Origin of the sequence: Streptomyces sp. NPDC127106, assembly GCF_042677605.1 — a bacterium.
Classification (GTDB): domain Bacteria; phylum Actinomycetota; class Actinomycetes; order Streptomycetales; family Streptomycetaceae; genus Streptomyces.
Window position 1 is genome coordinate 86,735 of the sequence record NZ_JBHXTC010000014.1, and the last position, 21,297, is coordinate 108,031.

Here is a 21,297-nt window from a genome sequence, read left to right on the forward strand (position 1 = left end):
TCACACTCTCTCTTGTCGAGGGTCCCAGCCGCCCGTGGGGACAGGGACCAAGAACCGTCAGGGTAATTGTTGAAGTCCGACAAAAGTCTAGGACTGCTGATCGTTGTCGGCCAGACGCCCGAGGATCAAGGCGATCCGCAGTGTGAACGCCGAGCGGACATCAGAAGGCGACCAGCCGGTGACGTCGGTCACACGTCGGAGCCGGTAGCGCACCGTGTTCGGGTGCACGAACAGCATCCGTGCCGCCCCCTCCAGGCTGCTCGCCTGCTCCAGGTAGACGCTCAGCGTCTCCAGCAGCGCCGACCCCGCCTCCTCCAGCGGTCTGTAGATCTCCTCCACCAGCTGCTCCCGGGCAGAGGGATCCGAGGCGATCGCGCGCTCGGGCAGGAGATCGTCCGCGAGCACCGGCCGCGGGGCGTCCTGCCAGGCCGAGCAGGCCTTCAGACCGGCCGCGGCCGCCTGCGCGGACTTCGTCGCGTTCAGCAGGTCCGCGACCACCGGGCCCGCGACCACCGGGCCCGCCGCGAACGGTCCGATCAGCGACTTCGCCACCTGCAGCGGGTTGTCGCTGCCGCCAGCGATCACCACCAGGCGGTCGCCGAGCACCCCGGTGAGCACCTGCAGTTTGTGGTGCCGGGCCGCCCGCCGGATGGCCTCGACCGTCAGCTCGCTGTCGCCCTCCGGCGCGGTGCCGAGCACCACGCACACGTGCTCCGGCGAGTTCCAGCCGAGGGCCGCGGCCCGGGAGAGCGCGCCCTCGTCGGCCTCCCCGGACAGCACCGCGTTCACCACCAGGGACTCCAGCCGGGCGTCCCACGCCCCGCGCGCCTCGGCGGCCTGCGCGTACACCTGGGCCGTCGCGAACGCGATCTCCCGGGCGTACACCAGCAGTGCCTCACGCAGGATCGACTCGTCGCCCGGGGCCGCCACCTCCTCGATCGCGGCCTCCATGACCTCGATCGTGGTGCGGACCATCTCGACGGTCTGGCGCAGCGTGATCGCCCGGGTCAGCTCACGCGGAGCCGTCCCGAACACATCGGTGGAGATCGCCTGCGGGGTCTCGGGGTGCCGGAACCATTCGGTGAACGCGGCGATGCCGGCCTGGGCGACCAGGCCGATCCAGGACCGGTTCTCCGGGGGCATCGCCCGGTACCACGGCAGGGTCTCGTCCATGCGCGCGATGGCGTTCGCGGCGAGCCGGCCGGAGGACTTCTCCAGTCGGCGCAGCGTCGCGGTATGCGGATGGGCGGCAGCGGGATGCGCGGGGGAATGCTCACGTTCGGGTTGGGGCACGGGACAAGACTGCCTTATCGGGACGGCGGCGCGGAGTGCGCCCTCACACCCAAGGTCTACCGTGGGTCCATGATTGATGTACGCCGCGGTGCCGACCGGTACCCGGGCGGGGATCCCGACGCGGGGATCACCACCCGGCACGCCTTCTCGTTCGGCAGCGTCTACGACCCGGACAACCTGCGCTTCGGCCCGATGCTGGCCTGCAACGAGGAGGCCCTCGCCCCGGGCGCCGGATTCGACGAGCACCCGCACAGCCACACCGAGATCGTCACCTGGGTCATCGAGGGTGAGCTGACGCACAAGGGAAGCACCACCGGCGAGGAGGCCGTGGTCCGCCACGGCGACGTACAGCACCTCGGCGCCGGATCCGGCGCCCGGCACGTCGAGCGCAACGACGGCACCGAGCGGCTGCGCTTCGTGCAGACCTGGCTCGCGCCGCTGGCCCCCGGCGGGGAGCCCGCGTACCGGCTCGTCCGCGGCCTGGCCGACGACACCCCGTACGAGGTCCCCACGGCCGGTGCCGTCCTGCACGTGCGGCGGCCGGGCGCGGGCGAGCACGTCGCGGTCCCCGCCGCGGAGCGGGTCTACCTGCACGTGGTGCGCGGCGACCTGCGGCTGGACGGGGTGGAGCTCGGTCCCGGGGACTCGGCCAGGATCACCGGCGAGCAGGGCCTGCGGGCCGTGGCCGGGTCCCCGGGGGAGCTACTGATCTGGGAGCTTCCGTAGCTCAGCGGTGGATCTCGAAGCCGCGCGCCGCCACCACGCCGTCCGTGAACGGGGGCCAGGCCTCCACGGCCCACGGGCCGAAGGGGCGGTCCGTCAGCACCACGCACGCGGCCCGCACCTGCGGGTCCACCCACAGGAAGGTGCCCGCCTGGCCGAAGTGGCCGAAGGTGCGCGGCGAGGAGGAGGCGCCCGTCCAGTGCGGGCTCTTGGTGCCGCGGATCTCCAGGCCGAGCCCGAAGTCGTTGGGGGACTGGTGCCCGTACCCGGGGAGCACGCCCTTCAGGCCGGGGTGGACGACGGTGGTGGCCTCGGCGACGGTGCGCACGTCGAGCAGGCGCGGGGCCTGGAGCTCGGCGGCGAAGCGGACCAGGTCCGACACCGTGGAGACGCCGTCCTTGGCGGGCGAGCCCTCCAGGGTGGTCGAGGCCATGCCCAGCGGCTCGAACACCGCCTGGTGCACGTACTCGGCGAAGGGGATGCCGGTGGCCTTGGTGATGTGGTCGCCGAGCACCTCGAAGCCGGCGTTCGAGTACAGCCGGCGGGTGCCGGGCGGGGCCATGACGCGGTGCTCGTCGAAGGCCAGGCCGCTGGTGTGCGCCAGCAGGTGACGGACCGTCGAACCCTCGGGGCCTGCGGGCTCGTCCAGCTCGACCGCCCCCTCCTCGTACGCGACGAGGGCGGCGTACGCCGCGAGCGGCTTGGTCACCGAGGCCAGGGCGAACCGGTGGTCGACGGGCCCGTGGGAGGCCGCGAGAGTCCCGTCGGCGCGGACGACGGCCGCAGCCGCGGTCGGTACGGGCCAGCTGTCGATGGCCTCCAGGCCGTACAGGGTGTCCATGCTCTCCATGCCGCCGAGCCTACTTGCTTGGAGTGCACTCAAGGGTTCTAGCGTGGGCGCCATGAGCCTGACAGGGACGCAGACGCGGTACACGATCAGCGAGGTCGAGGCCCTGACCGGCCTGAGCCAGCACACCCTGCGCTGGTACGAGCGGATCGGCCTGATGCCGCACGTGGACCGGTCCCACTCGGGCCAGCGGCGCTTCAGCGACGCCGATCTGCGGTGGCTGTCCTTCGTGGGCAAGCTGCGCGCCACGGGGATGTCGGTGGCCGACATGGTCACCTATGCCGAACTGGTCCGCGAGGGCGAGCACACCGTCGACCGGCGGCGCGAACTGCTGGAGCGGACCCGGCGCGAGGTGCGGGCGCGGATCACGGAACTGACCGACGCGCTCGCGGTACTGGACTTCAAGATCGAGCTTTATACGGGGAAGGCGGCACGCCAGTGACGCAGAACACCACCATCGAGCAGGCCGAACTCGGCAAGGGCGGCCCGCGGGTCGGCATCCAGGGTCTCGGCTGCATGGGCATGAGCGAGTTCTACGGGGAGACGGACGAGGCGGCGGCCCGCGCGACGCTCCGGGCGGCGCTCGACGCCGGGGTCACCCTCTTCGACACCGCGGACATCTACGGACGGGGCCGCAACGAGGAGTTCATCGCGCCGTTCGTCGCCGCGCACCGCGAGGAGATCACCCTCGCCACCAAGTTCGGCATCGAGCGCACCGACGACCCGCACCACCGCGGCATACGCAACGACCGCGGGTACATCCGCAGGGCGGTCGAGGACAGCCTCCGGCGGCTCGGGACCGAGGTGATCGACCTGTACTACATGCACCGCCACGACCCGTCGGTACCGTTCGCCGAGTCCGTGGGCGCCATGGCGGAGCTGGTGCAGGAGGGCAAGGTGCGCCACCTGGGGCTCAGCGAAGTCACCGGCGCGGAGCTGCGGGAGGCGTACGCCGTGCACCCGATCGCGGCCCTCCAGTCGGAGTGGTCCCTGTTCAGCCGGGACGTGGAGCGCAGCGCGGTGGGCGCGGCGGCCGAGCTCGGCGTGGCCTTCGTGCCGTACTCCCCGCTCGGCCGCGGCTTCCTGACCGGCGCGTTCGCCGATGCGGCGGAGCTGTCGGAGGGCGACTTCCGCGTCTTCCAGCCGCGGTTCACCGGTGACAACGCCAAGGCCAACGCGGCCCTGCTGGAGCCGGTGCGGCAGGTCGCGCGGGCCCACGGTGCCACCCCGGCGCAGATCGCGCTGGCCTGGGTGCAGCAGCGGGCGCAGGTGCACGGACTGACGGTGGTCCCGATCCCGGGCACCCGCAGGCCGGAGCGGCTCGCGGAGAACGCCGCCGCGACCCGCATCACGCTGACCGGGCCGGAGCTGGCCCTGCTGGAGCCGGTCGCCGGGCGGGTCGCGGGGGACCGCTACCCGGACATGACCTTCACCTCGGCGGCCCGCGAGGCGTAGCCGCGACGAGGGGGCGGGCCCGACGAGCGGTCGGAGGTACGGGCGCTCCGAGGCGTGGGTGCGTGGGTGCTACGCCTCGGAGAGGCCCGTGGCGAAACGATCCCGCAGGGCCGAGTACTCGGCGTCCGTCAGCAGGCCCGCGCTGTGCAGCTCGCTCAGGTGCTGCAGGCGCTCGTCCGTGCGCGGCGCCGGGACCGAGGCCACGGGGGTGCGCACGCGCAGACCGGCCAGCACCGCCGCGGCGAACGGCAGCGACTCGTGCACGGCCCCGTACCCGGTGCCGAACACGGCGGTGGCGAGGTCGTGGTCCGGCCGCGAATCCGCCCCGGTGTCATCGCGGCGTATGAGCCGCAGGTGACCGCCCGGCCCCTCCGGCGAACGCCATTCGATTCCGGCCAGCTCCGAGAGCGGGTAACGCTGGTCGCCCGCCTTCCACTTGGTGCCGGTGGCGCCCGTACGCGACCACTGGAAGCTGACGGCCGAGCCGTCGAAGCCCACGCGCGCGTCGTACGCCTTCAGCTGCAGCGGCGGCTCCGCCACCGGCACCAGGAAGCGCTCGGCCGTCTCGTCCGCCTCGGGGCCCAGCCGCTCGCGCAGCCGGTCGGCGAACTCCCTCGCCTGCGCGGCCCGGTCGCCCGGCACCACCAGACGGTACGGGTCGCAGACCGCGCGCAGTTGCCCTGCGGCGGCCTCCATCAGCGGATCCGCGCCCGGTCTCGGAACGGCCTCCAGCACCACCGCGTCGCGTCTGCCCGCGCTGAGGTCCACCACGGACAGTGCCTCGAAGGGGATCCGCCGCGCCCCGAGGACATTCCACAGCCTTGGCGTTCGCATCCCCCGGGCGAAGCGGATGAGCACCGAGTCCGAGTCGAACTCCCAGACGGCATGATTTCCGGCCAGTACGTCACCCATGCGGCACATGGTAAAGGGACACGCCCCTGTGCGTCCCCCTCGGTGCGGGGCCCGATTTCCGGGGCTCTACGCGGGTCAGTGCGTGTCTGTCCCGGAAATTCCACGGCGGCAGGCATCGTCGCCGGTCGCACAGACAACGGAGTCAAAGGTGCCGGTTCCGATTTTGGCGAAGTTGTCCAGGGAGGCCGTGCCTGGCTCGAAATAGCCGGTGTGCCGCTTGGCCCCGGCCGAGGACAGCAGCCGCGCGCCGAACTCCGGCGACACCGGATCCGCCCCGTGCCCCAGACCGCCGACCTCCAAGTGCGGCACGTCCGCGATCCAGTCGTCGGAATCCCGCATGGCCCACACCCGCGCCGAGGTGTCCAGTTCGGCCGCCGAGTCCGCGCGCATGCCCGGGCTGCCCGCCACGACGACGTCCGTCACCCGGCCGGGCAGCGCGCGTGCCGCGACCCCGCACACCACCGATCCGTAGCTGTGGCAGAACAGGGCCACGCTCGCGTCCCCCGGCAGCGACGCCGCGAGGGCCTCCAGCCGTACGGCGCCGTCCTCGGCCATCCGCCCGGTGGCCGCGTCCATGCCGACGCCGGACGGGGCGATGTAGTCGGCCCAGGCGATGACCGCGGTCCGGCTGCCCGGCGCCGCGGCGCGCTCGGCCGCGTACAACGACTGCGCCATTCCCACCGGGGCGGTCAGTCGGCGCTGCGTGCGCTCGAAGGTGAGGACGTCGGTGTCCACGCCGGGGACGATCACAGAGACCCGCTCGGCCTCGTCGAGGTCGCCGAAGACCTCGGCGACACGGCCGCCGCCGGTGGGGTTGAAGGCGAGGATCTGCCGGCCGGGGTCGGCGAGCGAGGCGAAGCGGTGGGCCCGTCGGCCGGCCGTGTTGCGGTCGGCCGGGGTCAGGCTGACGTCGCGGCTGCGGGCCTGCTCGGCTGCCCCGGCCAGCCCGAGGGCGCGCAGGTTGGCGCGGTAGCGCAGCGCGACGGGGGCTCCGTCGAGGTTGCCGACGACGAACGGGTGGGCCTCGGCGAGCCGGACCTGCTGGCCGGGGTCGGTGTCGGCGAAGAACCGGGCCACCGTGCGCACGGGGGCGTCGGCGGGCGGCACGGACCGGCCGCCGATCCGGGCCGTGGACCAGGCGGCGAGGGCGGCGGCCCGGAGCGAGGTGCCGGCATCGGGCCGGTGCACGGTGGTCCAGCCGGTGGTCGCCAGCATGATGAAGACGACCGCCAGCGCGAGCACGGTGCGCAGGACGGCAGGGCGCGGATCGGCGCCGACGGCGGTGGGGTGGGCGAGGCCGGGCAGGTTCACTGGGACCAGCGTATGAGACCGGAACGGGCCCTGAGGCACAGGGTGATGGGGACCACGGGGTGAGCCGGGACACGGTGACCGGGCTCACGGTGACGGGGCTCACGACGGGCGCGGCGGCGACGGGGCCCACGGTGACGGGCCCACGGTGGCGGGGCTCACGGTGACGGGCCCACCGCGAACCGGCCCGTGGTGACCCGGCTCACGTGACCCGCTTCTCAGTGCCAGTCCGCGGCGAGCGCGGGGCCGATCTGGTCGAGGTACGCGTCGGTCATGTCCCGCAGCGAGGCGACGCTGGCGTCGCCACCCTGCCCCCAGAGCCGTCCCGTGACGCGCATCACACCTGAGAACGCGGCGACGGCCACCCGGGGACGCGGGTCGGCGTGCACGTCCAGGCCCTCGCGCTCCGCGATCAGCCGGGCCAGGTGCTCCTCCAGTTCGGTGCAACGGCGCAGGTGGACGGCGAGCAGCGCCGGCGTCGACTCGATGAGCTGGTAGGTGCGCATGTAGAGGTCGAACGGGACCACCTCGGACAGGGCCTCGTCGAGGGTGTCCCACACGTCGCCGACGGCGGCGCGCAGTGCCGCGAGGGGGGCCTCGGCGGCCGGCCGGGCCCGCAGGGCGGCGAGGAGGTGCGATTCGGCCAGGTCCTGGGCGGCGAAGGCGACCTCCTCCTTGTTGGCGAAGTAGCGGAAGAAGGTGCGCTGGGAGACGTCCACGGCGTCGGTGATCTCGTCGACGGTGGTCTGTTCGTACCCCTGCGAGATGAAGAGGAGGAGGGCGGCGCGCAGCAGCGCGTCCCGGGTGCGCTGCTTCTTGCGCTCGCGCAGTCCGGGCGCCGGCGCTGGCCGCTCGTCGGTCATCACCGCGGGAGTCCTTTCGGGGCTGGTTCTGGTTCGGGGCCGGTTCGACCGGTGGGCGCGAAGGGGCCCAACGCGGCGCCCGCGTAGCTGATCTGACGCCGAGTGAGCGGTCAGGGTACCTGTGACGGACCTGACAGCCGCTGCCTCGTTAAGCCGTTTGTGACGTGTCAGTCGCTGTCACTAGCCTGTTCGCATGACTCGTCAGATCACCGTCGACGGCCGGACACCGGTCAAGGTTCCGGGCGGGGCGCCGGCCCGGTCGGGGCTGCGCGGCCATCCCTGGTTAACCCTCTTCGCCGTGGCCATCGGCGTCATGATGGTCACCCTGGACGGCACGATCGTCGCCGTCGCCAACCCCGCGATCCAGAAGGACCTCGGCGCCTCGCTCTCCGACGTCCAGTGGATAACCAACGGCTACCTGCTGGCGCTCGCCGTCTCCCTCATCACCGCCGGCAAGCTCGGTGACCGCTTCGGCCACCGCCAGACCTTCCTCCTCGGCATCGTCGGCTTCGCCGCGGCGTCCGCCGCGATCGGCCTGTCCTCCAGCGTCGAGTTCCTCATCGGCTTCCGCGTGGCCCAGGGCCTGTTCGGCGCCCTGCTGATGCCCGCCGCGCTCGGCCTGCTGCGCGCCACCTTCCCCGCCGAGAAGCTCAACATGGCCATCGGCATCTGGGGCATGGTCATCGGCGCCTCGACCGCGGGCGGGCCCATCGTCGGCGGCCTGCTCGTGGAGCACGTCAGCTGGCAGTCCGTGTTCTTCGTCAACGTGCCCGTAGGCCTCGTCGCCCTGGTCTTCGGCCTGGTCATCCTGCGCGACCACCGCGCCGAGAACGCCCCGCGCTCCTTCGACGTCCCCGGCATCGTGCTGCTGTCGCTCGGGATGTTCTCCCTGGTCTGGGCGCTGATCAAGGCCTCGGAGTGGGGCTGGGACGACAGCCGGACCGTGCTGTTCCTCTTCGGGTCCCTGGTCTGCTTCGTGTTCTTCGCCGTCTGGGAGACCAAGGCCGCCGAGCCACTGATCCCGCCGGGCATGTTCCGCTCGCTGCCGCTGTCCGCGGGCACCGTGCTCATGGTGCTGATGGCGTTCGCCTTCATGGGCGGGCTGTTCTTCGTCACCTTCTACCTGCAGAACGTCCACGGCATGAGCCCCGTCGACAGCGGCCTGCACCTGCTGCCGCTGACCGGCATGATGATCGTCGGCTCGCCGCTGGCCGGGGCCGCCATCACGGCCGTCGGGCCGCGCATCCCGCTCGTGGTCGGCATGGCCGCCACCGCCGCCGCCTGCTTCGGGCTGTCCCGGCTCACCGCGGGCACCGGCACCCTGGAGATGTCGCTGTGGTTCTGCCTCCTCGGCGTGGGCCTCGCCCCCGTCATGGTCGGCGCCACCGAGGTCATCGTCGGCAACGCCCCGCTGGAGCTGTCCGGGGTGGCCGGCGGGCTCCAGCAGGCCGCCATGCAGGTCGGCGGCAGCCTCGGCACCGCCGTCCTCGGTGCGATCATGGCCCGTACGGTCAGTGACTCGTTCGGGGACAACTGGCGCGCCGCGGAGCTGCCGCCGCTCGCCCCGGACCAGCAGGCCCTCGTGGAGAAGGGCGTGCAGGTCGGCATCGCACCGGTCCCGCAGGGCGCGCCGCAGCCCGTCGCCGACGCCATCACCAAGGCGGCGCACGACACCTTCGTCTCCGGCATGAGCACCGCCTTCACCGTCGCCGGCGTCGTCGCGGTCCTCGCCGCGGTCGTGGCCTGCTTCACCAAGCGCGGTGAGAACGCGGGCGCGGGCGCGGGCACGGCCCACGTCTGAGCGGAGGGCACGGGAGCGTCAACCCGCTGTGCTGCACGGTCCCGCCGGACGGTTCCGGCGGGACCGTCGCCTATCCGGGTGGACCCGCCCGCAGCCCCTTCCGCCGGGCCGTCCGCGCAGGTCAGCGTGGTGGCCGAGGCGCTCCGGAACCGGTCCGGGGCGGCACGTCCACAAGGAGTTGACCCGTCATGCGTACGAGTTCCCCCGCAGGTGTCACGTCCGCCCGCGCCACCTCCGGGCGCGCCCACGCGGCCCTGGCCGCTGCCGCCCTGGTGCTGGCCGCCCTCCTGCCCGGCGCGTCCGGCACCGCGCACGCCGCGCACGCCGCGCACGCCGCGCACGCCGCGCACGCCGCGCACGCCGCTCCCGGCGGGCCCGCCCGGCCCGCCGCGGGCCCGCCACCGAAGCGGGCGGTGCCCTGCGCGACCGGGCAGCTGTGCCTGTGGGCGCAGCCCGGGTTCAGGGGCAAGCGGCACACCCACGAGCTGAGCACCCTGGACGTCAACAGCTGCACCGCACTGCCCGCCGGAGCCAGCGCCCAGTCCCTCGTCAACCGCACCGGGCGGCCGGTGACCACCTACCAGTCGGCCGAGTGCGCCGAGACGGGCGAGTTCCAGACCTACCCCGGCGACGGGGTCCAGCTCCCGGAGTCGCCCTACCTGGTGCGCGCTTTCAAGGTGTGGGAACGCTAGCGGACCCCGCCCCCTGCGGCGCCGCGGCGGCCGCAGCCACCGGGCCCGCCCCGGGCGCCTGGGCCGGGACCGCCCCGGCCTGCCCGCCCGGGGCGGTCCCGGCCAGCCGGGCGACCTCGGCGCGCAGGGCCCGTACCTCCGCGGTCAGCTCGGCGATGGCCGCGGTCTGCTCCCGTTCGGCCTGGTCGTCGAACTCGAAGCGGGCGATGAACCAGGCCGCGATGTTCGCGGTGACCACACCGAGCAGGGCGATCCCGGACAGCATCAGCCCCACCGCGAGCACCCGGCCGAGCCCGGTGGTGGGGGAGTGGTCGCCGTACCCCACTGTGGTCATCGTGGTGAAGCTCCACCACACGGCATCGCCCAGGTTCCTGATGTTGCCGTCGGGCGCGTCCCGCTCCACGCTCAGCACGGCGAGGGAGCCGAACATCATCAGCCCGACCACCGCGCCCGCCACGTACGTGGTGAGCCGGATCTGCGGTGCCATCCGGGCACGCCGGCCCACCAGCAGCAGGGTGGACACCAGCCGCAGCAGCCGCAGCGGCTGGATCATCGGCAGCACCACCGCGATCAGGTCCAGCCAGTGGGCGCGGACGAAGGCCTTCTTGGAGGCCGACAGGCCCAGCCGCACCAGGTAGTCCGAGGCGAACGCAGCCCACACCGCCCACTCGGTGACCGTGCACGCACGGTGCACCCGGGCATCGGCCTCGGGGGCCACGATCGGCACGGCATAGGCGACGGCGAACGCCACGGCGAGGACGAGCAGCGGGGTCTGGCTCAGCTGCTCCCACCGCAGCTGGCGGGACGGTTCCTTCATACGGAGCATCGTAAGGAACGAGTAAAGCTCACAGGTCGGCGCAGCGGTGCGGCGGCCGGCGCACGGTGGCGGGGGGGGGGGGGCGCCCCCCCCCCCCCCCCCCCCCCCCCGACCGTCACCTCGCCTCCCGTAGGGCCGCCGGCGCTGCGGCTACGCGTCGCCGCCGGCCGGACCCGGGTCGGCCGCCGCCACGTCCAGCAGCCGGTAGCGGTCCACGGCCTGCTTCAGCGCCGACCGGTCGACCCGGCCCGCCTTGGCGAGCTCGGTCAGCACCGCCAGGACCACCGACTGGGCGTCGATGTGGAAGAACCGTCGTGCCGCACCGCGCGTGTCCGCGAAGCCGAACCCGTCCGCACCCAGCGAGGTGTACGCACCCGGCACCCACCGCGAGATCTGGTCCGGAACCGCCCGCATCCAGTCGGAGACCGCGACGAACGGCCCCTCGCCGGCCGACAGCTTCCGCGTCACGTACGGGACGCGCTGTTCCTCCTCCGGGTGGAGCAGGTTGTGTTCCTCCACCTCCACGGCCTCGCGGCGCAGCTCGTTCCAGGAGGTCGCCGACCAGACGTCCGCCTTGACGTTCCACTCCTCGGCCAGGATCCGCTGCGCCTCCAGGGCCCACGGCACCGCCACGCCCGAAGCCAGGATCTGCGCCGGGACGGAGCCGGACGTGCCCGTGGCCACCCGGTGGATGCCCTTGAGGATGCCGTCCACGTCGACGTTGGCCGGCTCGGCCGGGTGCTGGATCGGCTCGTTGTAGACGGTCAGGTAGTAGAAGACGTCCTCGGCCTCGGGGCCGTACATGCGCCGCAGGCCGTCCTTCACGATGTGCGCGATCTCGTACCCGTAGGCCGGGTCGTAGGCGACGCAGCCCGGGTTCGTCGACGCCAGCAGCTGGGAGTGGCCGTCGGCGTGCTGCAGGCCCTCACCCGTCAGGGTGGTCCGGCCCGCGGTCGCACCGAGCACGAAACCGCGCGCCAGCTGGTCGGCCATCTGCCAGAACTGGTCACCCGTGCGCTGGAAACCGAACATCGAGTAGAAGACGTAGACCGGGATCAGCGGCTCGCCGTGCGTCGCGTACGCCGACCCGGCGGCGATCAGCGAGGCCGTGCAGCCCGCCTCCGAGATGCCGTCGTGCAGCATCTGGCCGGTCGGGGACTCCTTGTACGCCAGCAGCAGGTCGCGGTCGACGGCCTCGTACTGCTGCCCCAGCGGGTTGTAGATCTTGGCGCTCGGGAAGAACGAGTCCATGCCGAAGGTGCGGTACTCGTCCGGCGCGATCAGCACGAACCGCCGACCGATCTCCTTGTCCCGCATCAGGTCCTTCAGCAGCCGGACGAACGCCATCGTCGTGGCGATCGACTGCTGGCCGGAGCCCTTCTTGACCGCGGCGTAGGCCTTGTCGTCCGGCAGCTGCAGCGGCTTGGCGCGCAGCACACGGGTGGGCACGTAGCCGCCCAGGGCCTTGCGCCGGTCGTGCATGTACTGGATCTCGGGCGAGTTGCGACCCGGGTGGTAGTACGGCGGTGCGCCGCTCTCCAGCTGCGCGTCCGTGATCGGGAGGTGCAGGCGGTCGCGGAAGCGCTTGAGGTCGTCGACCGTCAGCTTCTTCATCTGGTGCGTGGCGTTGCGGCCCTCGAAGTTCGGGCCGAGCGTCCAGCCCTTGATCGTCTTGGCCAGGATCACCGTCGGCTGGCCCTTGTGGGCGCGGGCCGCCGCGTACGCCGCGTAGATCTTCTTGTGGTCGTGGCCGCCGCGCCCCAGGTGCAGGATCTGGTCGTCCGTCATGTCCGCGACCATCGCGCGCAGCCGCTGGTCGTCGCCGAAGAAGTGGTCCCGGATGTACGCGCCCGTCTCGGTGGCGTACGTCTGGAACTGGCCGTCCGGGGTCGAGTTCATCTTGTTGACGAGGATGCCGTCGCGGTCCTGCGCCAGCAGCGGGTCCCAGGAACGGTCCCAGATCAGCTTGATGACGTTCCAGCCGGCCCCGCGGAAGATCGACTCCAGCTCCTGGATGACCTTGCCGTTGCCGCGCACCGGGCCGTCGAGGCGCTGCAGGTTGCAGTTGACGACGAAGGTGAGGTTGTCCAGGCCCTCGCGGGCCGCCAGGGACAGCTGGCCCAGCGACTCCGGCTCGTCCATCTCGCCGTCGCCGAGGTACGCCCAAACGTGTGACTTGGAGGTGTCCGCGATCCCGCGCGCCTCCATGTACCGGTTCATCCGGGCCTGGTAGATGGCGCCGATCGGGCCCAGGCCCATCGAGACCGTCGGGAACTCCCAGAAGTCCGGCATCAGCCGCGGGTGCGGGTAGCTGGACAGGCCGTACGGAGCCTTCGACTTCTCCTGGCGGAAGGCGTCGAGCTGCTGCTCCGAGAGCCGGTCCAGCATGTACGCACGGGCGTAGACGCCGGGGGAGGCGTGGCCCTGGAAGAAGATCTGGTCGCCGCCGTCGCCCCCGTCCTTGCCCCGGAAGAAGTGGTTGAAGCCCACGTCGTAGAGGGAGGCCGAGGAGGCGAAGGTGGCGATGTGGCCGCCGACGCCGATGCCCGGGCGCTGGGCCCGGGAGACCATGACGGCCGCGTTCCACCGGGTGGCGTTGAGGATCTTGCGTTCGATCTCCTCGTTGCCCGGGAAGAACGGCTCGTCCTTGGTCGCGATCGTGTTGACGTAGTCCGTGCTGCGCATCTCGGGCACGGCCACGCGCCGCTCGCGGGCCCGCTCGATCAGGCGCAGCATGAGATAGCGGGCCCGCTCCCGGCCGCGCTCGTCGACGGCGGCGTCGAGGGAGTCGAGCCACTCCCGCGTCTCCTCCGGATCGAAGTCCGGGACCTGGCTCGGCAGGCCGCCAATGATGATCGGGTTGCGATCGGATGCGGAAGCCACGCTGTTCCTTCGCTGTCAGGGGAGTCGTGCCTTGGGTTCGCCGCCTCCCATGGTCTTACGCTGGGTCGGAATCGTCATCTTTACCACTGGGTAATCCTTGGAGTCGGGCGATTTGCGATGTCGCCGGCGACGGCTCCGCCCGGACCGCGACCGGGCGCCCGGCCGAACCCCAGACTCGCAAGCATGTTCGATACCTCAAACAGGTAAGAAGTTCCCAGGCGATGTCGAATCAGCTGCAATGGTGTGGGATGAATCACCACGGGGCCGTGCGGGAAGGCTGAAAGTTGCGGCGAGACGGCCGCAATCGTCACCGTTTCGGCGGTCCCGGCGGCCGGGTACTTGCGCGATCCGCCGCGCCCGTGTGGACTACGCCCAATGCTGCGCGTACGCGCGCGGCCGAAGACATTCACCGAACATGAGCAGGAGGCACCCCGTGAGCGCGACCGCGGACCACGCGGAGAGCCTGGCCGCCCGGCTGGGTTTCCAGTCCGAACAGGTGGTCCAGGAGATCGGCTACGACGAAGACGTCGATCAGGAGTTCCGCGATGAGATCGAGGAACTGATCGGCAACGACCTCGTCGACGAGGACTACGACGACGTGGCCGACGCGGTGCTGCTGTGGTTCCGCAACGAGGACGGCGACCTGACCGACGCCCTCGTCGACGCCACGGAGCTGGTCGAGGAAGCCGCGCTGATCCTGCTGCTGACCCCGAAGACGGGCCGCCCCGGCTACGTCGAGGCCAGCGACATCAGCGAGGCCGCCGAGACGGCCGGCCTGTCGCAGACGAGGCCCGTCAGCGTCGGCAAGGAGTGGGCCGCCAGCAAGCTGGTGACCCCCAAGGCCGCCAAGTCCAAGCGCTGAGCGACGCGCCGCAGCCGAGCGCCGCAGCCAAGCGGAGACACACCCCGCCGACCCCCCGTCGGCGGGGTGTGTGCGTCTGCGGGTCCCGGCCCCCTAGGCTGGCCCTGTCACCCGAACAGCCGAACGCAGGGATGCGGGAACGAAAGGGATGCGACAGATGGCCATCGAGATCGGCAGCAAGGCCCCGGACTTCGAGCTCAAGGACAACCACGGCGCCACCGTCCGGCTCTCCGACTTCCGCGGCGAGAAGGCCGTGGTGCTGCTGTTCTACCCGTTCGCCTTCACCGGTGTGTGCACCGGCGAGCTGTGCGAGCTGCGCGACCAGCTGCCCCGCTTCCAGAACGACGAGGTCCAGCTCCTCGCCGTCTCCAACGACTCGGTGCCGACCCTGCGCGTCTTCGCCGAGAAGGAGGGCTTCGACTACCCGCTGCTGTCCGACTTCTGGCCGCACGGCGAGACCTCCCGTGCGTACGGCGTCTTCGACGAGGAGAAGGGCTGCGCCGTCCGCGGCACCTTCATCATCGACAAGGAGGGCGTCGTGCGCTGGACCGTCGTCAACGGGCTGCCCGACGCGCGTGACCTGAACGAGTACATCAAGGCGCTCGACAGCCTGTGACCCCTCGTCCCGTTCCGTCGGGCGCTTCCGCGGGCAAATACCGCGTGGCGGCGGGAACCGGTCACTAGGATCAACACGTTGATCCGGTAGCTCCCCCAGCCCCCGCTGGGAGGGCCCCCATCGCACGACAGGGGCACCGCCCCGGACATGAATTCATTGGAGGACCCGTGGGAGTCAGCCTCAGCAAGGGTGGCAACGTCTCGCTGACCAAGGCCGCGCCGAACCTGACGGCCGTGCTCGTCGGTCTGGGCTGGGACGCTCGCACCACCACCGGTGTCGACTTCGACCTCGACGCCAGCGCGATCCTGACCAACGATCTGGGCAAGGTCACCAGCGACTCGAACTTCGTGTTCTTCAACAACCTGAAGAGCCCGGACGGCTCGGTCGAGCACACCGGTGACAACCTCACCGGTGAGGGCGAGGGCGACGACGAGGCGATCAAGGTGAACCTGGCCGGTGTCCCGGCCGATGTCGCCAAGATCGTCTTCCCCGTCTCGATCTACGAGGCCGACAGCCGCCAGCAGAGCTTCGGTCAGGTGCGCAACGCGTACATCCGCGTCGTGAACCAGGCGGACAACACCGAGCTCGCCCGCTACGACCTCTCCGAGGACGCCTCGACCGAGACCGCCATGGTCTTCGGCGAGCTCTACCGCAACGGTGCGGAGTGGAAGTTCCGCGCCATTGGCCAGGGTTACGCCTCCGGCCTGGCCGGCATTGCGCGGGACTTCGGCGTCAACGTCTGATCCCGCCTGCTGTTCACCCGTCCGGCGCCGTGCACACACCCCGTGTACGGCGCCGGACGCGCTTGCACCACCGCACGTCCCGCGCCACCGCGCCACCGCACCGCAGGCCCGCCCGGCCCACGGAACGGGCCACGACCACCACGTCGTCCGGGGAGGACTTCAACATGGGCGTCACACTCGCCAAGGGGGGCAACGTCTCCCTCTCCAAGGCCGCACCGAACCTCACCCGGGTCCTGGTCGGTCTGGGCTGGGACGCGCGTTCGACGACAGGGGCCGACTTCGACCTCGACGCCAGCGCGCTGATGTGCCGCGACGGCCGGGTCCTGGGGGACCGGTACTTCGTCTTCTACAACAACCTCAAGAGCCCCGAGGGCTCCGTCGAACACACGGGCGACAACCTGACCGGTGAGGGTGACGGCGACGACGAGTCGATCATCGTCGACCTGACCAAGGTGCCCACCGAGGTCGACAAGATCGTCTTCCCCGTCTCCATCCACGAGGCGGACGCCCGCCGGCAGACGTTCGGGCAGGTCACCAATGCCTTCATCCGGGTCGTGAACGAGTCGGACGGCCAGGAGCTGGCGCGCTACGACCTCACGGAGGACGCCTCGACCGAAACCGCAATGATCTTCGGCGAGGTCTACCGGTACGGCGGCGAATGGAAGTTCCGGGCGGTGGGTCAGGGGTACGCGTCGGGCTTGAGGGGCATCGCTCTAGACTTCGGGGTCAACGTTTCGTAAAGCCGTACGAGAACATGGGGTGCCAGTGGTTCTGAAAACCTTCGGCTGGTCGTTCGCCATCACGGCGCTCGGCCTTGCCTTCGCCGCTTGGCAGTGGGGGTGGGAGGCGTTCGGGATCGTACTGATCCTGTCGATCCTCGAGATCTCGCTGTCCTTCGACAATGCGGTCGTCAACGCCGGAGTCCTGAAGAAGATGAATGCCTTCTGGCAGAAGATCTTCCTCACGATCGGCATCCTGATCGCGGTCTTCGGCATGCGGCTGGTGTTCCCCGTGGCCATCGTCGCGATCAGTGCCAAGGTGGGCCCGATCGAGGCCATCGAGCTGGCCCTGGACCACCCGGACCAGTACGAGGCGCTGGTCACCGACGCCCACCCGGCCATCGCGGCGTTCGGTGGCATGTTCCTGTTGATGATCTTCCTCGACTTCGTCTTCGAGGAGCGGGAGCACAAGTGGCTCGCCTGGCTGGAGCGGCCGCTGGCCAAGCTCGGCAAGGTCGACATGCTCTCGGTGTGCATCGCCCTCATCGCCCTGCTGGTCAGCGCGATGACCTTCGCGACGAACGCCCACACCAGCACCGGCCACGCGGACAAGTCCGCCACCGTCCTGCTGGCCGGCGTCGCCGGTCTGATCACCTACCTGATCGTCGGCGGCCTCTCCTCCTACTTCGAGGACAAGCTGGAGGAGGAAGAGGAGCGCGAGCACGAGGAGGAGGAGAAGGCCAAGGCCGAGGGCAAGCAGGTCTCCGCGGTCGGCCTGGCCGGCAAGGCCGCCTTCTTCCTGTTCCTCTACCTGGAGGTCCTCGACGCCTCCTTCTCCTTCGACGGCGTCATCGGCGCCTTCGCCATCACCAACCACATCTTCTGGATGGCGCTCGGCCTCGGCATCGGCGCCATGTACGTCCGCTCGCTCACGGTCTACCTGGTCCGCCAGGGAACCCTGGACGACTACGTCTACCTGGAGCACGGCGCGCACTACGCGATCGGCGCCCTCGCCGTCATCCTGCTCATCACCATCCAGCACGAGATCAGCGAGATCGTCACCGGCCTCATCGGCGTGGTCCTGATCGCCGCATCCTTCTGGTCCTCCGTGCGCCGCAACAAGCGGCTGGAGCTGAAGGGAGCCTCCGCCGAGGCATGACCTCCGCCGAGGCATGACCGCGGCGGTATTGCGGAACGCTCCATGCGGGGCGGCCTGCTGGGTCCACGGACCCGGGGGGCCGCCCCGTCCGCGTAGCCGCGCCCGTGCGGCGGCCCGCGCGGGGACCACAGGGGGATCTCAGGGGATCCCGGCAGTCAGGGGGGACAGGGGATGGGATTCTTCGACGGCATCAGGGGCAGCCGTGCCCTGCAGTTCGACTCGGGCAACGCCTCCTCGGCGATCGAGCTCACCAAGCGGAACCCGACGGTGTCGCTGACCAAGCAGGGGGCCGTCCACGGCAACCTGCGCGTCAACCTGTCCTGGCGGATGCGCAGCTCCGACATCGGCGGCCGCAGCGGCCAGAGCGGGCAGCTGCTGCGGCACCCGTTCAAGCTGTTCAAGCCGGACGTGGTGCAGGCGCACACCCAGGGCATGGTCAACGTCGACCTCGACATCGGCTGCCTGTACGAGCTGGCCGACGGCACCCGGGGCGTCGTCCAGCCGCTGGGCAACCTGCTGGGCGACATCAACAGCCCGCCGTACGTGAAGCTCAGCGGCGACGACCGGTTCGGCGCGCCCTCCGGCGAGACGGTCTTCGTCAACCTCGACCACGCGGACGAGATCAAGCGCCTGCTGGTGTTCGTCTACATCTACGACCAGACCCCGGCCTTCGACCGGACGCACGCCCTGGTCACCCTCTACCCGATCACCGGGCCGCGGATCGAGATCCCGCTGGAGGAGCGGCACCCGCAGGCCCGCTCCTGCGCGGTGGTCTCCCTGGAGCACGTCAAGGGCGAGCTGATCGTGCGCCGCGAGGTGAAGTTCGTGTACGGGTTCCAGGCCGAGCTGGACCGGCTGTACGGGTGGGGCCTGCAGTGGGGGCGGGGCTACAAGAGCACCAACGCCTGACCGCCCCCGGCCCGAACGCCCGGCCCGATCGCCCCGGGTCGACCGCCCGGCCCGACACCACCCGGCGGCGTCAGCGGCGGACGAACTGCGGGCCCTGCACCGGCAGCCGGAACGTCGGGTCGCCGCCCGGGGCCGGCACCGGCGCCGGGGACACCGGCTGGGGGTACCCGTACGCCGGTTGAGCGGCCGGCGGGGCCTGCGTCTGCGGTGCGGGCGGCGCGGGGTGCGCAGGCGGCGTCGGCGGCCGCATCGCGGCCGTCTGCTCGGAGGTGGGCCCGGCCGCGCCGGCGCCCGCGGAGGCGCCCTCGACAGCGTCGTCGGCGGCGTTCTCGTCCACCGAGATGCCGTGGTCGGTCGCCAGTCCCACGAGCCCGTCGGAGTAGCCCTCGCCGAGCGCGCGGAACTTCCACGTGTCGCCCCGGCGGTACAGCTCCCCGCAGATCAGCGCCGTCTCGGCGCCGGTCTCGGGCCGTACGTCGAAGTAGGCCAGCGGCTCGGAGGCGCCGGTCGCGGTGGCGTCGTACAACAGGATCCGCAGGTCCCGGACCCGCTCGAACGGCACGTCCTCGGCGGAGGCGACCACCAGGATCCGGTCCACCGCCGGGGGCACCGTCCGCAGGTCCGCCTGGACGGCGTCGGTGACGGACTCGCCGACCTGCTTCTTGCCGAGCCGCCAGACGGACCCGGAGGGGTGGCGGGGCTGGTTGTAGAAGACGAAGTCCTCGTCCGAGCGCACCCGTCCGTCCGGGCCCACCAGCAGCGCCGAGGCGTCCACGTCCGGTACCTCGGGACCGCCGGTCCAGCGCAGCACCGCCCGGACCGCCACCGTGGTCACCGGGATGTTCGAGCCCTTCTGCATCGCGTGCGTCATGCCCGTCATCCTGCCCTCCCGGGGCGGCGGGGAACAACGCGGCCCCCCGCAGGGCCTTGCCGCGGCCGTCGACCGTGGGCATGGTGCATAAGGGTTACCTGAACTTCATGTGCTTGAGGAACTCTTGACTCAGGTTCGTACGTACTATTACCGGCCACGCCAGTTGGGCCGCCGAGGCAGTACGGGGGAAGCACATGCGTCACTTTGGGCACATTTCGCCCGCGGTCCGCAAGGAACTCTTCTACATGGAGCCGGTCGAATTCACCGCCGCCTCCCCCGCACGCCTTCTCGCGGCCGCCCTCGGCGCAACCCTCTACAGCCCGGCCACCCGGCCGAACCTCGCCGGCGACATCCGCAAGCAGGCCGCCCGCGGAGTCGTCTCCATGGTCCTCTGCCTGGAGGATTCCATCAGCGACGCCGACGTGCGCGGTGCCGAGGAGAACCTCGTCCGCCAGTTCGCCGTCCTCGACGAGCAGGGCGTGGACGGCCCGGAGCTCCCCCTCCTCTTCATCCGCGTCCGCACCCCCGAGCAGATCCCCGACCTCGCGCGCCGCCTCGGCAGCACCGTCCACAGGCTGGCTGGATTCGTCCTCCCCAAGTTCACCGCGAGCCGCGGCCCCGCCTTCCTCGACACCGTGGCCGAGGCGGAAGCCCTCAGCGGGCTGCCCCGCCTCTACGCGATGCCCGTCCTGGAAACCCCCGACCTGCTCCACCTCGAAACCCGCGTCGAGGCCCTCGCCGGGATCTCCCGCACGGTCAACCACTACCGCGAGCGCGTGCTCGCCCTACGGCTCGGCGTCACCGACTTCTGCTCCGTCTACGGCCTGCGCCGCACCCCCGACATGACCGCTTACGACGTCCAGATCGTCGCCGGGGTCATCGCCGACGTGGTCAACGTGCTCAGCCGCGCCGACGGCACCGGCTTCACCGTCACCGGCCCGGTCTGGGAGTACTTCCGCCGCCAGCAGCGCCTCTTCAAGCCGCAGCTGCGGCGCAGCCCCTTCCTGGAGGAAGGCGCCGAAGAACTGCGCACCACCCTGATCGAGCACGACCTGGACGGGCTGCTGCGCGAGATCGAACTCGACCGGGCCAACGGACTCCTCGGCAAGACCTGCATCCACCCGGCCCACGTCACGCCCGTGCACGCGCTGTCGGTGGTCTCCCACGAGGAGTTCAGCGACGCCCAGGACATCCTGCGCCCCGAGCGCAACGGCGGCGGCGTCATGCGCTCCGCCTACACGAACAAGATGAACGAGGTGAAGCCCCACCGGGCCTGGGCGGAGCGCACCATGCTGCGCGCCGAGGTGTTCGGGGTGGCGAAGGAGCAGGTCGGCTTCGTCGACCTGCTCACGGCAGGGCTCCAGGTGTGAGCGAGCAGGGCACGGACATGACTGTGATGTGACTGATGTGACTGATGTGACGACGGAGAAGGGCAAGACGATCGACGCGGTGTGGTCGGGAAGCTGGGTCGTGGACCGGCTGGGCGTACGCCTGGAAGGGGTGGACGGCTCCCGCGGGCCGGGGCTGGAGGAACTGCTCGGCCTCGCCCTGCGGCGCAACCCCAAGCGGGCCCACCTGCTGGTCTCGCAAGTCCTCGGCAAGCACGTCCCGCAGTCCCCGCGTGCCGTCCACGCCGCCGGCTACGGGCTCGGCGAGCGCGTCCGCGCCCTGCTCGACGCCGCCGGGGAGGACCCGGCCGCCGCGGTGGTCCTCGGCTACGCGGAGACCGCGACCGGCCTCGGGGCCAGCGGGGGCGCCCGGCGGGGGCCCCCCCCCCACCCGCACACCACCCCCCCCCCCGGGGCGGGGGGGGGGGGCCCCCGC

At 71.4% G+C, this 21,297-nt stretch carries 21 protein-coding genes; 13 read left to right on the top strand and 8 right to left on the bottom strand.

What is annotated here, in order from left to right; all coding sequences use genetic code 11:
- Positions 1-87: 87 nt before the first annotated feature.
- Positions 88-1,293, bottom strand: coding sequence for a PucR family transcriptional regulator (locus ACFVGY_RS15315; RefSeq protein ID WP_385676547.1), 1,206 nt, complete (start codon positions 1,291-1,293; stop codon positions 88-90).
- A 69-nt stretch (positions 1,294-1,362) separates the two neighbouring features.
- On the opposite strand from ACFVGY_RS15315, the gene ACFVGY_RS15320 reads away from it, so the two are divergent.
- On the top strand, positions 1,363-2,019 hold the full coding sequence (locus ACFVGY_RS15320; RefSeq protein ID WP_385676550.1) for a pirin family protein: 657 nt from the start codon (positions 1,363-1,365) through the stop codon (positions 2,017-2,019).
- A gap of 1 nt (position 2,020) precedes the next feature.
- Here ACFVGY_RS15320 and ACFVGY_RS15325 read toward each other — a convergent pair whose 3' ends face one another.
- Entirely contained in the window at positions 2,021-2,866 is an 846-nt protein-coding gene (locus ACFVGY_RS15325) for a serine hydrolase domain-containing protein (protein WP_385676553.1), read from the bottom strand.
- A gap of 52 nt (positions 2,867-2,918) precedes the next feature.
- Between ACFVGY_RS15325 and ACFVGY_RS15330 the strand changes: the two genes are divergently transcribed.
- On the top strand, positions 2,919-3,305 hold the full coding sequence (locus tag ACFVGY_RS15330) for a MerR family transcriptional regulator (protein WP_385676556.1): 387 nt from the start codon (positions 2,919-2,921) through the stop codon (positions 3,303-3,305).
- Positions 3,302-4,318 (top strand): aldo/keto reductase, encoded by a 1,017-nt coding sequence (locus ACFVGY_RS15335; RefSeq protein ID WP_385676559.1) that lies wholly within the window; start codon positions 3,302-3,304, stop codon positions 4,316-4,318. The genes ACFVGY_RS15330 and ACFVGY_RS15335 overlap by 4 nt, the downstream gene beginning before the upstream one ends.
- Before the next feature lie 69 nt (positions 4,319-4,387).
- Here ACFVGY_RS15335 and ACFVGY_RS15340 read toward each other — a convergent pair whose 3' ends face one another.
- The 3 genes from ACFVGY_RS15340 to ACFVGY_RS15350 all read right to left on the bottom strand — a co-directional run bounded on the left by ACFVGY_RS15340 (position 4,388) and on the right by ACFVGY_RS15350 (position 7,401).
- Positions 4,388-5,230, bottom strand: a complete 843-nt coding sequence (locus tag ACFVGY_RS15340) for a DUF4429 domain-containing protein (RefSeq protein WP_385676562.1) — start codon at positions 5,228-5,230, stop codon at positions 4,388-4,390.
- 75 nt (positions 5,231-5,305) lie between these two features.
- Complete coding sequence (locus ACFVGY_RS15345) at positions 5,306-6,541, bottom strand: alpha/beta hydrolase (protein WP_385676565.1); 1,236 nt, start codon at positions 6,539-6,541, stop codon at positions 5,306-5,308.
- A 215-nt stretch (positions 6,542-6,756) separates the two neighbouring features.
- Positions 6,757-7,401 carry a TetR/AcrR family transcriptional regulator gene (locus tag ACFVGY_RS15350; protein WP_385676568.1) on the bottom strand — a complete coding sequence of 215 codons (645 nt, stop codon included), beginning with the start codon at positions 7,399-7,401 and terminating at the stop codon, positions 6,757-6,759.
- Between the two features lie 313 nt (positions 7,402-7,714).
- On the opposite strand from ACFVGY_RS15350, the gene ACFVGY_RS15355 reads away from it, so the two are divergent.
- Positions 7,715-9,202, top strand: a complete 1,488-nt coding sequence (locus ACFVGY_RS15355; protein ID WP_385676674.1) for an MFS transporter — start codon at positions 7,715-7,717, stop codon at positions 9,200-9,202.
- A gap of 188 nt (positions 9,203-9,390) precedes the next feature.
- A complete protein-coding gene (locus ACFVGY_RS15360; RefSeq protein WP_385676571.1) occupies positions 9,391-9,894 on the top strand; it encodes a peptidase inhibitor family I36 protein in 504 nt (167 codons plus the stop codon).
- Here ACFVGY_RS15360 and ACFVGY_RS15365 read toward each other — a convergent pair.
- Together ACFVGY_RS15365 and aceE are read right to left on the bottom strand one after the other, a co-directional pair.
- The gene (locus ACFVGY_RS15365) at positions 9,875-10,711 is read right to left on the bottom strand and encodes a potassium channel family protein (protein ID WP_385676574.1); all 837 of its coding nucleotides are present in this window, start codon (positions 10,709-10,711) and stop codon (positions 9,875-9,877) included. The genes ACFVGY_RS15360 and ACFVGY_RS15365 overlap by 20 nt on opposite strands.
- Positions 10,712-10,861: 150 nt before the next feature.
- Entirely contained in the window at positions 10,862-13,594 is a 2,733-nt protein-coding gene (gene aceE / locus ACFVGY_RS15370; RefSeq protein WP_385676577.1) for a pyruvate dehydrogenase (acetyl-transferring), homodimeric type, read from the bottom strand.
- Positions 13,595-14,027: 433 nt separating this feature from the next.
- Between aceE and ACFVGY_RS15375 the strand changes: the two genes are divergently transcribed.
- From ACFVGY_RS15375 to ACFVGY_RS15400, 6 genes are all read left to right on the top strand, one after another.
- Positions 14,028-14,456, top strand: coding sequence for a DUF3052 domain-containing protein (locus ACFVGY_RS15375; protein WP_385676580.1), 429 nt, complete (start codon positions 14,028-14,030; stop codon positions 14,454-14,456).
- A gap of 157 nt (positions 14,457-14,613) precedes the next feature.
- Positions 14,614-15,072 (top strand): peroxiredoxin, encoded by a 459-nt coding sequence (locus ACFVGY_RS15380; protein ID WP_385676583.1) that lies wholly within the window; start codon positions 14,614-14,616, stop codon positions 15,070-15,072.
- A 167-nt stretch (positions 15,073-15,239) separates the two neighbouring features.
- Positions 15,240-15,815 (top strand): TerD family protein, encoded by a 576-nt coding sequence (locus ACFVGY_RS15385; protein WP_385676586.1) that lies wholly within the window; start codon positions 15,240-15,242, stop codon positions 15,813-15,815.
- 164 nt (positions 15,816-15,979) lie between these two features.
- The gene (locus ACFVGY_RS15390; RefSeq protein ID WP_360622488.1) at positions 15,980-16,555 is read left to right on the top strand and encodes a TerD family protein; all 576 of its coding nucleotides are present in this window, start codon (positions 15,980-15,982) and stop codon (positions 16,553-16,555) included.
- 25 nt (positions 16,556-16,580) lie between these two features.
- Entirely contained in the window at positions 16,581-17,693 is a 1,113-nt protein-coding gene (locus tag ACFVGY_RS15395) for a DUF475 domain-containing protein (protein ID WP_385676589.1), read from the top strand.
- A 171-nt stretch (positions 17,694-17,864) separates the two neighbouring features.
- Positions 17,865-18,602, top strand: coding sequence for a Tellurium resistance (locus ACFVGY_RS15400; protein ID WP_385676592.1), 738 nt, complete (start codon positions 17,865-17,867; stop codon positions 18,600-18,602).
- A gap of 70 nt (positions 18,603-18,672) precedes the next feature.
- On the opposite strand, the gene ACFVGY_RS15405 is transcribed toward ACFVGY_RS15400, so the two are convergent.
- Positions 18,673-19,473 (bottom strand): TerD family protein, encoded by an 801-nt coding sequence (locus tag ACFVGY_RS15405; protein ID WP_385676677.1) that lies wholly within the window; start codon positions 19,471-19,473, stop codon positions 18,673-18,675.
- Between the two features lie 194 nt (positions 19,474-19,667).
- Here ACFVGY_RS15405 and ACFVGY_RS15410 point away from each other — a divergent pair, with 194 nt between their 5' ends.
- Positions 19,668-20,843, top strand: coding sequence for an HpcH/HpaI aldolase/citrate lyase family protein (locus ACFVGY_RS15410; RefSeq protein ID WP_385676595.1), 1,176 nt, complete (start codon positions 19,668-19,670; stop codon positions 20,841-20,843).
- 46 nt (positions 20,844-20,889) lie between these two features.
- On the top strand, positions 20,890-21,297 hold a 408-nt coding region (locus ACFVGY_RS15415; protein ID WP_385676679.1), incomplete at its 3' end, for a phosphoribosyltransferase domain-containing protein.